Origin of the sequence: Echinicola pacifica DSM 19836, assembly GCF_000373245.1 — a bacterium.
GTDB lineage: Bacteria > Bacteroidota > Bacteroidia > Cytophagales > Cyclobacteriaceae > Echinicola > Echinicola pacifica.
The window spans coordinates 249,166-263,592 of sequence record NZ_KB890738.1 but is presented as its reverse complement, the minus strand read 5'-3'; the positions used below and the strand labels follow the sequence as shown (position 1 = coordinate 263,592).

The 14,427-nt window shown below is 44.8% G+C and carries 14 protein-coding genes and 1 tRNA gene; 5 read left to right on the top strand and 10 right to left on the bottom strand.

Going from position 1 to position 14,427, the window contains the following annotated elements:
- Positions 1-216: 216 nt before the first annotated feature.
- The 6 genes from B050_RS0101160 to B050_RS0101130 all read right to left on the bottom strand — a co-directional run bounded on the left by B050_RS0101160 (position 217) and on the right by B050_RS0101130 (position 7,876).
- On the bottom strand, positions 217-1,488 hold the full coding sequence (locus B050_RS0101160) for a neutral/alkaline non-lysosomal ceramidase N-terminal domain-containing protein (RefSeq protein WP_018472033.1): 1,272 nt from the start codon (positions 1,486-1,488) through the stop codon (positions 217-219).
- A 114-nt stretch (positions 1,489-1,602) separates the two neighbouring features.
- Entirely contained in the window at positions 1,603-2,766 is a 1,164-nt protein-coding gene (locus tag B050_RS0101155; RefSeq protein ID WP_018472032.1) for an AIR synthase related protein, read from the bottom strand.
- A gap of 164 nt (positions 2,767-2,930) precedes the next feature.
- Positions 2,931-4,853 carry an OmpA family protein gene (locus B050_RS0101150; protein ID WP_018472031.1) on the bottom strand — a complete coding sequence of 641 codons (1,923 nt, stop codon included), beginning with the start codon at positions 4,851-4,853 and terminating at the stop codon, positions 2,931-2,933.
- Between the two features lie 54 nt (positions 4,854-4,907).
- Positions 4,908-5,396, bottom strand: coding sequence for a hypothetical protein (locus B050_RS0101145; RefSeq protein ID WP_018472030.1), 489 nt, complete (start codon positions 5,394-5,396; stop codon positions 4,908-4,910).
- A gap of 317 nt (positions 5,397-5,713) precedes the next feature.
- Positions 5,714-6,505: a (Fe-S)-binding protein gene (locus B050_RS0101135; protein WP_018472028.1), complete on the bottom strand. Its 792-nt coding sequence runs from the start codon at positions 6,503-6,505 to the stop codon at positions 5,714-5,716.
- 36 nt (positions 6,506-6,541) lie between these two features.
- A complete protein-coding gene (locus B050_RS0101130; protein WP_026235523.1) occupies positions 6,542-7,876 on the bottom strand; it encodes a 4Fe-4S dicluster domain-containing protein in 1,335 nt (444 codons plus the stop codon).
- Between the two features lie 101 nt (positions 7,877-7,977).
- Here B050_RS0101130 and B050_RS0101125 point away from each other — a divergent pair.
- The 5 genes from B050_RS0101125 (at position 7,978) to B050_RS0101105 (ending at position 10,588) form a co-directional block, all read left to right on the top strand.
- Positions 7,978-8,050, top strand: a tRNA-Phe gene (locus B050_RS0101125).
- Positions 8,051-8,595: 545 nt separating this feature from the next.
- Positions 8,596-9,087, top strand: coding sequence for an RNA polymerase sigma factor (locus B050_RS0101120; protein ID WP_018472026.1), 492 nt, complete (start codon positions 8,596-8,598; stop codon positions 9,085-9,087).
- Positions 9,084-9,527 (top strand): hypothetical protein, encoded by a 444-nt coding sequence (locus B050_RS0101115; protein WP_018472025.1) that lies wholly within the window; start codon positions 9,084-9,086, stop codon positions 9,525-9,527. Before B050_RS0101120 ends, B050_RS0101115 begins: the two co-directional genes overlap by 4 nt.
- On the top strand, positions 9,524-10,057 hold the full coding sequence (locus B050_RS0101110; RefSeq protein ID WP_026235522.1) for a DUF4252 domain-containing protein: 534 nt from the start codon (positions 9,524-9,526) through the stop codon (positions 10,055-10,057). The genes B050_RS0101115 and B050_RS0101110 overlap by 4 nt, the downstream gene beginning before the upstream one ends.
- Before the next feature lie 60 nt (positions 10,058-10,117).
- Entirely contained in the window at positions 10,118-10,588 is a 471-nt protein-coding gene (locus B050_RS0101105; protein ID WP_018472023.1) for a DUF4252 domain-containing protein, read from the top strand.
- A gap of 76 nt (positions 10,589-10,664) precedes the next feature.
- Here the strand turns inward: B050_RS0101105 and B050_RS0101100 are convergent, their stop codons facing one another.
- The 4 genes from B050_RS0101100 to scpB all read right to left on the bottom strand — a co-directional run bounded on the left by B050_RS0101100 (position 10,665) and on the right by scpB (position 14,425).
- Positions 10,665-12,038 carry a mercuric reductase gene (locus B050_RS0101100; protein ID WP_018472022.1) on the bottom strand — a complete coding sequence of 458 codons (1,374 nt, stop codon included), beginning with the start codon at positions 12,036-12,038 and terminating at the stop codon, positions 10,665-10,667.
- Between the two features lie 9 nt (positions 12,039-12,047).
- Positions 12,048-12,329: a DUF427 domain-containing protein gene (locus tag B050_RS0101095; protein WP_018472021.1), complete on the bottom strand. Its 282-nt coding sequence runs from the start codon at positions 12,327-12,329 to the stop codon at positions 12,048-12,050.
- A 247-nt stretch (positions 12,330-12,576) separates the two neighbouring features.
- A complete protein-coding gene (locus B050_RS0101090) occupies positions 12,577-13,734 on the bottom strand; it encodes a pseudouridine synthase (protein ID WP_018472020.1) in 1,158 nt (385 codons plus the stop codon).
- Between the two features lie 130 nt (positions 13,735-13,864).
- Positions 13,865-14,425, bottom strand: a complete 561-nt coding sequence (scpB, locus tag B050_RS0101085; protein WP_026235520.1) for an SMC-Scp complex subunit ScpB — start codon at positions 14,423-14,425, stop codon at positions 13,865-13,867.
- Positions 14,426-14,427 lie beyond the last annotated feature (2 nt).

Here is a 14,427-nt window from a genome sequence, read left to right as displayed (position 1 = left end):
AGAGGTAACCTGTCCCTAATAATGAATGGTGGCTAGGCATATAGAGCGAGGCAGTGTCTATTCCTGTCATGTCTCAAAATAGAAGTGGGCTCCTTTGAGCTCAAAAACTATAAGATGCGGTTTAATAATTATTAAGTGGAGTGTGGTAGGGGCTTAAGGTCTCTTTAATGTCCTGGTGAAGATGCAAAATATCAGACCTATGAAGCCCTACATTGCTTAATCAGTGACAGTGGTTTTTTTGATCAATGAGCTTATGATCTGATCATAAAATGAACCACTATAGGGGCCAAACCAATTCATGTCTCTAGCCTCAAAATAGCTGCGATTATAATATTGATCAGGCACGATATAGCCCATATAGCCACCATTGAAGGAGGTAATGATTAGATTAAGTCCTTTTGCCTTGGCGGCTTTTTCCCAGTGCTGATAAAACATGCCGGAGATCTCCCCGCTGGAGGAAATCATCAGTGTATTCCCGATCTGGAGCACATCAAAATGAGCATTGGTGTCCCCAAATAGATTGTTGAAGACCCATGGGCGGAGGCGGATATTATCGGATAGGCGGTAGTTGGCTTCAGGAAGTATGGGGGTGAAAGTCGCCAGGGACATGGTTTTACTTTCGATCGTGTCCAGGCCGATAGCGGCAGAGGTTTCCATCAGGCTGTCTAATTGGTGGGCGTAGGCTTTAATATCATCGATTTCTCTACCTTGATGGAGAGGTCTATGACTTCCTACCGTGCCTGCGGCAAATAGGGCAAAGTCAAAATCATTCTTCATCTCCTGAGTGAGATAATAAGGGTAATCTCCAGACAAACCCATAAACTGGCTGTTAAGACAGGTGGCATGAGCGGTATAGGTAAAGAATGTTCCTTTCCGTCCGTCTTTCTTGGTGAAGATTAGCTGACGAATATACGGGTCAATGGGGCCATCAGGAATAAACCGATTGGCGACAAATTGGGAGGCTTCTTGTTTCTGATAGGTGATGCTTACCGCTTCCATTTCGGCAATGGCTTTTTTGGCCGCATGGACAGAGCGTTCGGCCAGCAGGTTTACGACATTCTCATCATAGCCGCCAAAGGCAATTTTGCCCATGATGCCTGGCATATATCCCCCCATTCCACTATGGGTATGGGTGCCAGTAAAGTACACCTGCTGAAGAGGAAGCTTAGCCGCTTCGATAGCTTCATTTACGGCCTTGGATAGTGCCGGATGGACGATCAGCAATTCGTAATTGAGGATCAATGAATTTTGTTTTCCATTCCCAATGACTAAGGCTTTCACAAAGCTACTGTCTTGGACGAACTCATATTTACCTCTAGGCTTATAGCCTACCAAGTCCACGGCTTCCTGTGGGGTGGAATTGGCCGCTGCCCATCCTGCTAGCCATTCCTGGCCTTCGCTGCTGGCATAATCCAAGCTGTGAAGCTGAGCGAGAGAGTGCTTAAAATAAGCCTTGTCCTCTGCTGGTGCCCAATCCACACTAGTCATTAGCAGAAGAGCCAATAACAGTAAAAGGCCTGAAATCCAGGCCAGTATTGTTAAGAGTTTTTTTACCATTTCAGAACACTTAGGTGCAGAAATAAGCCGGCTGAAGCCTAATGCTTAGTATTCAAAAGTTCCATGTTCACTTTTGATAGTGACCTTCTTGCCAGCATGGGGCTCTACTCTACCGATAATCTGGGCATCTACGCCATAGGTCTCGGCAATGTCCATGATTTCTTCGGCATATTTTTCTTCCAGATAAACCTCCATACGGTGACCCATATTGAAGACCTTGTACATTTCCTGCCAGCTCGTTCCACTTTCCTCCTGGATGATTTTGAATAATGGGGGAGTCTCAAACAAATTGTCTTTCACGACATGTACATCGTCTACGAAGTGCAGCACTTTGGTCTGAGCACCACCGCTGCAATGGACCAAACCGTGTATTTGAGGACGGAGATATTTTAGCGCTTCCACCATAATGGGGGCATAGGTACGCGTAGGAGAGAGTACTAGTTTCCCCACATCCACTGAGGTGCCTGGAGCAGGGTCAGTAAGATTATATTTACCCGTATAGATCAGCTCCTCAGGTACAGCAGCATCGAAACTCTCCGGGTATTTTGTTTTTAGAACTTTATTGAAGACATCATGACGAGCAGAAGTAAGGCCATTGCTGCCCATACCTCCATTATAGCTGGTCTCATAATTGGCCTGGCCATAAGAGGACAGCCCGACGATGACATCGCCAGCCTGAATACGGTCATTGGAAATGACTTCATCTCTACGCATTCTGCAGGTGACGGTACTGTCCACGATTACTGTACGAACCAGGTCTCCGACATCGGCTGTCTCCCCTCCAGTAAGCACGACATTGACGCCATTGTCACGGAGGGTTTGCAGTACTTCTTCAGTGCCATTGATAATAGCGCTGATGACTTCGCCAGGGATGAGGTTTTTGTTCCTTCCGATCGTGGAGGAAACCAGTATATTATTGATGGCACCCACACAGAGCAAGTCGTCGATATTCATAATGATGGCATCCTGTGCGATCCCTCGCCACACCGATAGATCCCCGGTTTCTTTCCAATAAAGGTAGGCCAGGGAGGATTTGGTGCCAGCGCCATCTGCATGCATGACATTGCAATAGGCTGGGTCATTGCCCAGTGTGTCTTCCACGATCTTGCAAAATGCCTTGGGGTACAAGCCTTTGTCCAGTTTGGAAATCGCATTATGTACATCTTCCTTGGAGGCAGAAACTCCCCGCTGCATATATCTTTCGTCCATCAGTATATCGACTAGGTTAATAATTAGGCAAAGTTAAGGATTTTGGAAAGGATTGGGAAAATATATTGATGAATGTTGTCCTTGGAAGGCATAATAGCCAAAGAGCGTGGCCTATTAGGTAGGCGCACGCTCTTTGGCAATGAGGTAATTAAGGTAGAATAATACTATTGTTCGATTTCGATTACCTTAAATTCTGTTCGTCGGTTTCGCTGATGGTCCTCTTCGGTGCTGGCCTCAGCCACGATAGGCTGCTCCTCGCCATAACCTTTGGCTACCAATCGCTCCGCAGCGATGCCTTGCGATACCAGATAGTTCACGGCAGACTCCGCTCTTCGTTGAGAGAGGTCCTTATTATAGGCGTCTGTAGCTCGACTATCCGTGTGACTGCTCAGCTCAATTTTAATCTCTGGGTTATCCATCAGGATTTTCACCAATTTGTTAAGTTCTACTGCGGCATCTGGCCGGATCGTAGCCTTATCCAAATCGTAATATATGTTTTCTAAGACGATGGCTTTTTCAAGTTCCAGCTGGTCCAGCACAATGGTGGTGTCCAGGGTGATATTAGTGACATCTTGGATCAGGTCTTCTGGAGCTGGCGATTTCCCGATCGTGCTATAGCTTATGCTTTTAGCAAAATATCCGTTTTTTGAAGCGACTATGCTATAGTCAGATTCCGGCGATAAAGTAAAGCGAAGCTTACCGGCCTCGCTGGAGAAATCTCCGCCTACTGCCTTTTTGGTACTGTCATATAAGGCCACCCTAGTTCTTGGGAGCACTATTTGCCCTTCAGGAGTATTTTGTAGTGTTTGTACATTCAGGAGAATATTGACGATTTTCGGTTTTGGAGTATTGTCCTGGAAATAATAGATATCATCATCTCCTACGCCTCCTTCCCTATTGGAAGTAATAAAACCCTCCTTGGGGTAATTGGTGAAGAATAGTCCAAAATCATCGCCTTTCGAATTGATATTCTTACCAAGATTGATAACACTTAGCTTTCCCTCTTTCGTTTCGGCTACAAATAAGTCTAGCTTACCCAATCCCGGATGTCCATCGGAGGCAAAAAACAATTGCTCTCCCATCGGACGTGGAAACATCTCATTGCCGGAGGTATTGATAGAAGAGCCGAGGTTTACGGGGTTTCCATAGCTGCCATTTGCCAGCTTTTCGGCTTTATAAAGGTCTGTCCCTCCATAACCTCCCGGTCGGTTGGAAGCGAAATACAGGCTTTTGCCGTCCAAGCTGAACGCCGGAGTGGAGTTCCAGAAATATTCTTCTTCATTGACAGGCAGCCAAATGGGCTCTGTAAATCCACCTCCGCGGAAATAAGAGGCAAATAAGTTGACTTCTGGAAGGTCTTTTTTGCTGAGACTATTGCCTCTTGCATATATGATGGTGTTACCGTCAGGGCTGATGGCTATAGCCCCTTGGTTTAGATTTTGCTCATTTTGGAACTCAGGAAGTGGCTGGATGTTTTGCACATCTACCTTGATGCCGTCTGCCCGAGATCTGAACAGCTTGGTATAGCCTTGACCAGTGGCAGGATAAGCCCCACTGGCGCCTCTGCTACTGGTGAAATAAAGGAATTTTTCGCTTACTATAGGTGCATAATCAATTCCGGGACTGTTTAGAAGCTCATAATTAACCAATTCATGGTACGGCCAATAGTCGGTGATTTCACTGACTAATTGCATGTTTTTAGCAGCTGTGGAGGCTAGCTTCATGAGGGAGTCACTGCTTGTAACATCCTTTGCGGCGAGGTAAGCCTCGGCCGCTTTTTCATATTCGCCCTGATCCCTGAGGCTTTGAGCGGCATAGAAGTGATTTTCGAAGCTTCCTTCCTCCTCAATTAGCTTTTCATAAAAAGGCAGGGCTTTCTCAATCCTGTTGGAGAGTCGATAGCTTTCGGCTACATAGAAGTTTGCCTGAGTATTTTCAGGTTTTTCAGCAAGTATTTTGGAAAAAGTGCCAATCGCCAATTGGTATTCCCCTGCTGCAAACTGGCTTTCTCCCTGCTGTTCGAGGCTTTTGCAGCCTCCTAGGATGAGGGAGAATAAAAAGAAACTTAGAAAATAATTTTTCATCATACAATCAGGCAATATTCTAGTAGTCTTTCCTCTAATATATCACTTTTAATAGTATTAGTTATTAAAATATCGGTTTAACCAACTTTCACTTGCTGGTATGAGCCAATTGTCCGTCAAATCCTTCTTTGTTTTCAATAGGGAATTGAAGACTTTAGTGCTTGCATTTAATTCCCCTTCTTGCACGACCTGCTTTATTTGAGGTAATTTGATGACGGCCACATCTGCATCATTTAGGTAAGAGATTTTACCTTGATCCAGTAAGTCAGCCTGCAAGACCTCGTCCAATTCCCGCAGCGTCCGTACCGAGCTGTCTATGGAGCAGCCGCTAGCGCCTAAGCCTGATTCGTCCACCGCCATGATTATAAATTGACCATATTCGATGGTGAAGGAGCTAGGCATCTGCTGGCCATGGGTATTCCACTGATTGCAAAAGGCGGTCAGCCGGTCCTCTATGAGGCTTTGTTCCTCCTCATTAAACTTCCTATTCGATTGATAAACCCAAATGCGAGACCGTTCCGGTAACTGTTCGAATGGTATATACATAGTTGATATTTTTCTGGAATATTTATGCTATTTCTAGACTTCTATTCTAAAACGTCAAAAGATAAATAAATGATTCTTATTCTCTTTAATTTTTCCCCTTATCTCCAATTAATACTTCGCTTAGAGAGCCAGTAATTTTTCAGCGTTTTCTCAGGGGGAAGGTATTCCCTACCGCTTACCAAACGAATTAAAGACTAGCTAATGAAGAAACTCCCCATACCCTCATTATATGATGAGTTGAAATTTCACCTGATTTATAGGAATGAGTTTTCCTTAGAGAGTAATTATTTGAAGAAGGCTGGAGCAGGTAAGCATGACTAGAGACCTTGGTCTTTTGCGATTAGTTCTGCCAAATCCACCACATTTACCTCATTTTCTTTTTCCTTATTCTTCACCCCATCAGTCATCATGGTCAAGCAGAATGGGCAGCCCACGGCTATTGTAGTGGCACCTGTATTTAATGCCTCTTCTGTCCGCTCCACATTAATATCCTTTTTGCCCGGTTCTGGTTCTTTGAACATTTGAGCTCCACCGGCACCACAGCATAGGCCTTTGGTTTTGCATCTTTTCATCTCCACCAGTTCCACATCCAGGGCTTTGATGATTTCTCTTGGCGCTTCATAGACGTCGTTTGCCCTGCCAAGATAGCAGGAGTCGTGGAAGGTTATTTTTTTACCCTTAAATTCCCCTCCGCCTTTCAAGCTGATTTTGCCCTCGTTGATGAGTGACTGGAGAAATTGGCTATGGTGGATGACTTGATAGTCGCCGCCAAGGGCTGGATATTCATTTTTGATGGTGTTGAAGCAGTGAGGGCAAGCGGTGACCACTTTCTTGATATTATAGCCATTCATTACCTGAATATTGGCTACGGCTTGCATCTGGAATAGGAATTCGTTTCCTGCTCTTCTTGCTGGGTCTCCGGTGCAGGCTTCCTCTGGGCCGAGCACTGCAAAGCTCACGCCTACCTTATTGAGGATTTTTACAAAAGCCTGAGTCACGGCTTTATATCTCTCATCAAATGATCCTGCGCATCCCACCCAAAAGAGAACTTCAGGGGAGTCGCCAGCAGCGGCCATCTCGGCCATGGTAGGTACCTTATAAGTTGACATATATATGTTTTTTCTAATTCACGTTTGATCTCAATACTATTTTATTTCCTCATCCTTTACCTTATCAGCCCAGTTGAAGCGGTCTGTTGGGGCAAATTTCCACGGAGAAAAGCTGGTTTCCATGTTTTGAAACATGGCGTTCCACTGAGCCGGGGAGCCGCTCTCCTCCATGGCCGTGTACCTGCGCATCTCGAGGATGATCGATAAGGGGTCGATATTTATCGGGCAGGCTTCCACACAAGCATTACAGCTGGTGCAGGCATTGATCTCTTCCTGGCTGATATAGTCGCCGAGCAGGGACTTCCCATCTACTAATCCAGCACCTTTGGCGTCCAGGCTTTTGCCGACTTCCTCCGTCCGATCTCTCACGTCCATCATGATCTTCCGTGGAGAGAGTTTCTTGCCTGTGATATTGGCTGGGCACTCGGCGGTGCATCGACCGCACTCGGTGCATGAGTAGGCGTTCATGATATTGATCCAGCTCAGGTCATTGATGTCCTTGGCTCCAAATCGGCCGATCTCCGCCGGAGCTTCCGCGCCTGCTTCCGAAGGGATGCCCAGCATCATATTCACCTCATTGGTGACCTCTGGCATATTTTTCATTTCGCCTTTAGGCTTAAGATTACTATACCAAGTATTGGGGAATGCCAGGAAAATATGAAGATGCTTGGAATAAGTGACATAAATCGCAAATGCTAATATGCCTACGATATGGAACCACCATGCGGCACGCTCCACAAAAATCAGAAACTCCGTGCTAAATCCCCGCATGATGGGCTGGAGAAGGCCACTGAAGAATAAGTTGCCTATCGGCAAATAATGGTCTACACCCCGCTCAGCAAGAATCTGATCTGCGGCGTTCATCTTAAGGATCGCCATCATCAAAGTGATTTCGATGATCAAAATCAAATTGGCGTCCATCGCTGGCCAGCCTTTCAGCTCAGACATACTTAAGCGAGGTACCTTGGTGATATTCCGACGGACCAAAAATATCAGACAAGAAACCAGCACCCCTACGGCCAAAAACTCAAAAGCATTCATCGCTACGGTGTAGGCCCCTCCCAGCAATGGCGCAAAAATCCTGTGCTGTCCCGTAAATCCATCAATGATAAACTCGGCTACCTCCAGATTGATGACGATAAAGCCTATATATACCAATAAATGGAGAAATGCCGGAACCCATCTTTTAAACATCTTCTGCTGCCCAAAGGCCACCAATAGCATGGTCTTCCATCTCTTTTCTGCCTGATCGTTCCTCTTTTCCTTTTTGCCTAGCATAATATTCCTCTTCAAGTAACTAACTCTCTGAAAAAGGAAGTAAGCAGCAACTGAGAAAATCAGGAAAAAAATTACCTGTGGTAAAATGCTCATAGTGAATAATTTAATGTATGTCTCTTAATTTTGCTTCAATTTTTTTTATCTCAAGGTTTGCATCCAAAAAAGTATTGGTTACCTTTGCATCACTTTACAACGGTGATGTAGCTCAGTTGGTAGAGCATCGGACTGAAAATCCGTGAGTCGGTGGTTCGAGCCCACTCATCACCACAAGCCTTGAAGAAATTCAAGGCTTTTTTTATGCCCTTTATTTTGTGTGCCTTTTGGCCGAATATTCTTATATCTTTCATCTTATCCTTGCTGAGGTTGAATTTTTTATTTGCAGAAGATGGTACGCATGCATACTATCTAGAACTATAATTTAAAATTAACCTATTTTGTTTGAATCCCGGATATATAAATGGAAGTTTTATAGTTGGCCATTGCCCGAAGGGGGGTCACTTCGATGTTTTTTCTGGTAAAATACAAAGCGCTCAGAAACCATTCAGGATAGTGCTGAGACCGCTGCCGTTTTTTTACCATGCGGTTCTATATTATTAGGTACCAGAAGGAGGAATGTCCCTTGGGGAATCTCAATTTTGCGCCAGCTAAAAAAGACAGATCACCTGAATTCATTTTTTCCCTAAAGAGGTCTACGCTGTGAGAATAGTCAGGAGCAGGCTTAATAGATAGGTTAGACCTAGGGATTTTAAGAGTCTAAAGATTTTTTTGAGTTAAATTGTAACAAACGATACCTGGGATCATTACCCCTATAAATGAAGACTTTTTTTGAAGCATATATCTGGTCCATGCGAGGGAAGCTATTCCGCATGGCATACCTCTGGCTCCGTAATAAGGAGGAAGCAGAGGATGCTGTGCATGAGGCTTTTGAGAAAGCATGGGGCCAAAGAGATGTTCTTCAGAAAATGGAGAATCCACATGGCTGGATGGTTCGGGTGGTGAAGAATCAATGTTTACAGAAGCATCGCGATCGCCAAAAATGGGTGGTTCTCGAAAATCAAGAGGAAGTCGGAGAATTAGACCCGGCCATGGAGCAGGATCTATCACCAGCAGTGAAGATGGTCTTCCAATTTCTGAAGGAACTGCCGCAAAAGCAGCAGGAGATGTTTCAGCTGCGCGAAGTGGAGGGCTTGACCTATGAGGAGATCTCTGAGTATATGGAGCTGTCTGTGGAGCAGGTGAAGGTAAATTTGTTTAGAGCAAGGAAAAAATTGCAGTCGTTTATGGTCAATAGAAGGAAAGCATGAAAGACAGAGTAGAGAAGTTATTATACCGCTATTACGAAGGTGAAACCACCCTGGAGGAGGAAAAGGAGCTGAGACGTCTGCTTGCTCAGCAAGAAGGCTATGAGGAGGAGAAGATGTTCTTTTTAGGTTTAGAAACGATAGGCTCTGTGGAGCCTGTGCGGGATGAAAAGCCTTTTTTCAAGTCAAAGAATATTTGGTGGTTTCGAGTGGCAGCTGTAGCGACAGTGTTTTTGACCTTTGGCTGGCTGATCTTTGAGCAGCAGAAGAGGATGGCAGAGGAGGAGGCTTACGCCAATGTCATGGAAGCCTTTGCGCTCATTCATAGGAATATGAATAAAGGAACCTCATCACTGAGGTCAATGGAAGATATTAAATACCTAAATACCACCCATGAGTGGTTTAATATGGATCAAAAATATAAAAACGAGGAGGAGAAATGAAAAAATGGATAAGCATAATTGTATTAGTTATGATGAGCACTGCCGTGTTTGCGCAGGATGATGCCATCGTAAAATTCTTCTCCAAACATATGGAGAATGACGCATTCTCCAGGGTATATATCAGCCCTAAAATGATGCAGATGGCTGGCGGCTTCTTGAAGTCCTCCGCAGATACGGATAGTGATAAGGATGCCAAAGACCTGGGGGAACTGATCAGTAAGGTGAAAGGGATCCGGATCCTAAGCGGTGAAAAAGTCGATGGATTCAAATTGTATAACGAAGCTATGGGGACCCTGAATAAAAACAAGTATGAGGACCTTATGGATGTGCAAGACAAGGAAAGCAGCCTCAAATTTATGGTAAGGGAGGAAAATGGGAAGGTGGCAGAACTCCTGATGTTATCTGGAAGTAAGAATGAGTTTACCCTATTGAGTATGCTGGGGAGCTTTACCTATCAGGATTTAAATATCCTCGCCGAAAAGACGGATATCCCCGGGATGGATGCTTATCGCTCCGGTAAGAAAGAGTAAGGTGCCTTTGGGCCATTGGAAGAAAAGATGAATTTACACCTTTACATTATACTATATATTATGAAGACTTTATTTGCATTAATCTTGAGTTTATTTGTTTTTGGCGCAGTCCATGCCCAGAGCAAGAGTGTACAGTCTCTCTATGAAAAATATCAGGATGAGGAGGATTTCTTTAACCTCAATCTATCGGGGAATTTCTTTGATTTTGCGGATGGATTAGACTTTGATTTCGATAGCCAGGGCATCAAGGCGATGACTAAATCAGTAGATGCTATGCGTTTTTTTAAGTTGCCGGTATCCTTGAGCACTGCTCAGTCAGATTTCAAACAGCTGCAAAAAGGGCTCAAAAGGGAAAACTATGAGCTTATGATGGAAATGTCTGAGAAGGACAGTGAGATTCTGATCTATTCCAAGGGGGATGATATTATTTCTGACTTGGTGCTTTTGATCGGGAATACTGAGGAAGACTATATGGTCGTGGAGCTTCAGGGCGAATTTGAGAGCGAGGCGATTGCTAATTCCTTGCCTTGATCACTGGGACTTTAGGGATATAAAAAGCCGGAACGCTATAGATAGCATTCCGGCTTTTTTGTGTCGATAAATGTGCTTATTCGAGCTGCATCATCAGGTTGTTTAGGCTTTCGGCCAGAGTAGGGTGGGCGATAGGCATGCTCGCAATGGTGTCGTAGGTGATGCCGCCCAGCATAGCCATCTGTAAGACTGCCATGATCTCTCCTCCGTCCATACTCAGGATGGTGGCGCCAAGGATGGTTTTGGATTTTGGATCCACCAAGACCTTGAAAAAACCTCTGGTCTGATCTGTTTCTAAGGCCCGCCCGGAATGCTCCATGAGGAATTTTGCTGACTTATACTTGATCTGCTTTTTCTTGGCCTCCTGTTCATTTAGCCCAATTCGCGCCAGTTGAGGATCAATGAACATACAATAAGGTACCAAACGGTCCTGCTTAGAGACAGGCTTTTCCTGATAGAGGGTTTGGAAGACCAGATGAGCGTCATGGTAAGCGATATGGGTAAATGGGGGACTTCCTGCTACATCTCCTAGCGCATAGACTTTTTTCTCGCCAGTACGGAGGTAGTCATCCGTCTCTATATGTCCTGATTTGGAAAGTGTAATTTTGGTATTTTCTATTCCCTTGGGGATGTTGGGCGTTCTGCCGACGGCCACCAAAAGGTGCGATCCTTTGATGGATTTATCGCCTTTGGAGGTTTTGATTTTCAGAGTGTATCCGTCCTTATAGCTCACCTCAGAGACTTCTGAATCGGACCATAGGTCGATGCCATCTTCCTGAAAGATCTTAGAAACCTCCTCGCTGACGTCTTCATCCTCCTGCTTTACGAGTCGATCTCCCCGATCAATAATGGTGACCTTGCTGCCAAATCTGCGAAACATCTGGGCAAATTCCAGCCCGATATACCCGCCACCCATGATGATCAGATGCTCGGGAGTTTCGTTAAGCTCCATTATACTGGTGCTGGTCAAAAAAGGAGATTCTTTCAGCCCTTTGATCTCTGGAACTCGTGGTGAGGTACCAGAGTTAATGAAAATCCTTTTGCCATAGATGCGCTGAGTACTTTCATCTGGGAAAGCGACGTCGATATGATGATTGTCCACAAAAGAAGCTTCACCTAAAAGTATGTCAATTTCATCCTGCTTTTCGAGGCTTTTCTCAGCCCCACCACGAAACAGTTCGATGATCTCATTCTTGCGTGCTTTGATCTTTTGCTGATCGATGGTGTAGCCGCTTATGTTTACTCCAAAATCTCCCGCTCTGGAAACCATATGAGCTACTTTTGCAGAGCTTCCCATGGTTTTGGTGGGGGAGCAGCCGTCATTTATGCAGGTGCCTCCGATGGCTCGGCGCTCTATCAAGGCGACCGTCTGGCCTTTGCTGCTGATTTTCTTTGCCAGTGGCATTCCTGCTTGTCCTGCTCCGATGATTATAGCATCGTAATTTTTCATATAGTGTCTTTACTTGGTTATTTCAACGCCTTTCCAGAAAGCTACATATCCTTTTATTTCCTTGGCCGCTTCTTTTGGCTGGAAGTAATACCAGGCGGCATCTTTGTTGGTCTTATCACCCACTGTAATGGAATAATAGCTAGCCTCACCCTTCCAAGGACAGGAAGAGGTGGTCTCGGAAGAAGAGAAAAATTCTTTTTGAATAGAGGTAGGCGGAAAATAATGATTGTTTTCAATTATGATTGTTTCGTCTGACTCCGCAAGAGTCTGACCATTCCAAGTGGCTTTCATGGTTTATTTGATTTAGGTTATGGTTTAATTTAACGATTTATACGGTAGTCTAAGTTGTTTATTCTATGTTTTTTGTCCTTAGGACTTCATTGTCTATTGAGTTTCACGGTTTTATCTCCCGGAAGCTCGGCTGAGGATGGGGCTGTTTGGCGAAGGAGGTGTGGAGATCTTGAGTAGAAGGCAAAAAAAAGCGCTACCCAAATAAATGGATAGCGCTTTTATAAGATTTGTAACTATTGATGGGTGATTATTTGAAGAACTTCAAATTGATCACTTCTTTTTCTGTAAGGTATCTCCAATTGCTTCGAGAGAGGTCTTTTTTGGTAAGGCCTGCATAGGTTACACGGTCCAGCTGAACCACGTCATAGCCTAGGTGAGCAAATATTCTTCTTACAATTCTGTTTTTGCCAACGTGGATTTCCATACCCAGGATAGTTCTGTCCTTGGAAAGAATCTGGATATCATCTACCTGTACCAGGCCATCTTCGAGTGTCAGGCCTTCCTGAATCGCCTCTACATGGACATTGGTGATCGGTTGGTCAAGAGTAACCTGATAGATTTTCTTGATTTTCTGAGAAGGATGCGAAAGCTTAGACGCCAGATCACCATCGTTGGTAAACAGGAGCAGTCCAGTGGTGTTTCTATCCAATCTTCCTACCGGGAATATTCGCTCTTCACAAGCGCCTTCCACCAAATGCATGACCGTCTTACGGTTCATAGGGTCATCCGTCGTGGTGATGAAGTCTTTTGGCTTGTTTAGTAAGACATAGACAGGCTTCTCTGGATTGATGGTCTTGCCACGGTAGATCACCGAGTCAGAAATCATTACGCGATGGCCCAGCTCAGTGACTACCTGGCCATTGACCTGGATTTCGCCGTTTTCTATGAGTTTATCGGCATCCCTTCTGGAGCAGATTCCCGAGTTGGCGATGTATTTATTGAGTCGGATTTCCTCTGTACGGCCAGGTCCAGCCTTTACATTTTTGAGGTTGTATTTTGGTTTTTGTTCACGAGGAGCATAGGCACCTTTGGTGAATTTGCCAGGCTTAAATTTCGTTGGTTTTTTGCTTTTGCTGCGTTCGTCCTGCTCTTCGAAGGCAAAAACCGGCTTCTGGTCTTTTCCTCTGCCCTTATATACCGGGCGTCGGTTGTCTGGTCCCTGGCGACTGTCATCTCTTCGAGTGTCATGGTCTGCAGACTTGCTGAATTTCTTTAATGGAGAGAATCCCGTGGATGGGCTGCTGTCTCTTCTGGTTTTGGAATCGTCCTCAGGTTTCCCTTTGCGGAAGTTGCTGTCGGGTCTGCGGCTTTTAGAATGGGCGCTTTTCGGATCTCTTCTTTCTTCTTTTGGCTTGCCTGAGAAGTCCTTTTGATCGTTCCGGCTGTTTCTGCGCTGATTTTTCATAATGTTGCAGCATCTCTGCTGTATTTTGATTATATAAAGGCTTCATTCTTAGTGAATTGATGCCCGTGTAAATGAGGCTGCAAAGATACAGACTTATTCAATTAAAATACGAAGTCAATGAAAATATTTATTAGTCTTTTTCAATGCCAATCTGATTTTCTTCGGGGTTGAAATCCTTGGGTTGGGGAAGGTCTTTTAGGCTATTGATGCCAAAATACTCCATGAACTTATCGCTGGTGCCATATAGCAAGGGTCTGCCAATGCTGTCAGACTTTCCTTTTATGGTGATCAGTTCCTTTTCGAGTAATTTCTGCACCGAATAGTCACAGTTTACCCCGCGGATATGCTCCATTTCTGTTTTGGTGACCGGCTGCTTATAGGCGATGATGGAGAGTGTTTCCATCTGAGCCACAGACAGCCTTTTGGTGGATTGCTGCTTGAGCAATATAGAGATGCTGGTTTGGTAGGCAGGTTTAGTGAGGAATTGGTAGCCGTTGCCTAGGTGCTCTAGCGCAAAACTGAATTCATCCTCATGATATTTCCGCTGTAGATCGGTGATGGCCTCTTCCACATGCTCTTTGGGTACCTCTGACTCAAACATCTCCGTCAGGCATTTCTGGATCTCATCCAGGCCCAACGGAGACGGTGAACAGAATATCAATGCTTCAATATGTCTGTGAAGAAATTCCACCT

Bases quoted from the DNA above. Each gene is read 5' to 3' on its own strand.
- B050_RS0101160 (WP_018472033.1), bottom strand. From the start codon at position 1,488: ATGACTAGTGTGGATTGGGCACCAGCAGAGGACAAGGCTTATTTTAAG.
- B050_RS0101155 (WP_018472032.1), bottom strand. From the start codon at position 2,766: ATGGACGAAAGATATATGCAGCGGGGAGTTTCTGCCTCCAAGGAAGAT.
- B050_RS0101150 (WP_018472031.1), bottom strand. From the start codon at position 4,853: ATGATGAAAAATTATTTTCTAAGTTTCTTTTTATTCTCCCTCATCCTA.
- B050_RS0101145 (WP_018472030.1), bottom strand. From the start codon at position 5,396: ATGTATATACCATTCGAACAGTTACCGGAACGGTCTCGCATTTGGGTT.
- B050_RS0101135 (WP_018472028.1), bottom strand. From the start codon at position 6,505: ATGTCAACTTATAAGGTACCTACCATGGCCGAGATGGCCGCTGCTGGC.
- B050_RS0101130 (WP_026235523.1), bottom strand. From the start codon at position 7,876: ATGAGCATTTTACCACAGGTAATTTTTTTCCTGATTTTCTCAGTTGCT.
- B050_RS0101120 (WP_018472026.1), top strand. From the start codon at position 8,596: ATGAAGACTTTTTTTGAAGCATATATCTGGTCCATGCGAGGGAAGCTA.
- B050_RS0101115 (WP_018472025.1), top strand. From the start codon at position 9,084: ATGAAAGACAGAGTAGAGAAGTTATTATACCGCTATTACGAAGGTGAA.
- B050_RS0101110 (WP_026235522.1), top strand. From the start codon at position 9,524: ATGAAAAAATGGATAAGCATAATTGTATTAGTTATGATGAGCACTGCC.
- B050_RS0101105 (WP_018472023.1), top strand. From the start codon at position 10,118: ATGAAGACTTTATTTGCATTAATCTTGAGTTTATTTGTTTTTGGCGCA.
- B050_RS0101100 (WP_018472022.1), bottom strand. From the start codon at position 12,038: ATGAAAAATTACGATGCTATAATCATCGGAGCAGGACAAGCAGGAATG.
- B050_RS0101095 (WP_018472021.1), bottom strand. From the start codon at position 12,329: ATGAAAGCCACTTGGAATGGTCAGACTCTTGCGGAGTCAGACGAAACA.
- B050_RS0101090 (WP_018472020.1), bottom strand. From the start codon at position 13,734: ATGAAAAATCAGCGCAGAAACAGCCGGAACGATCAAAAGGACTTCTCA.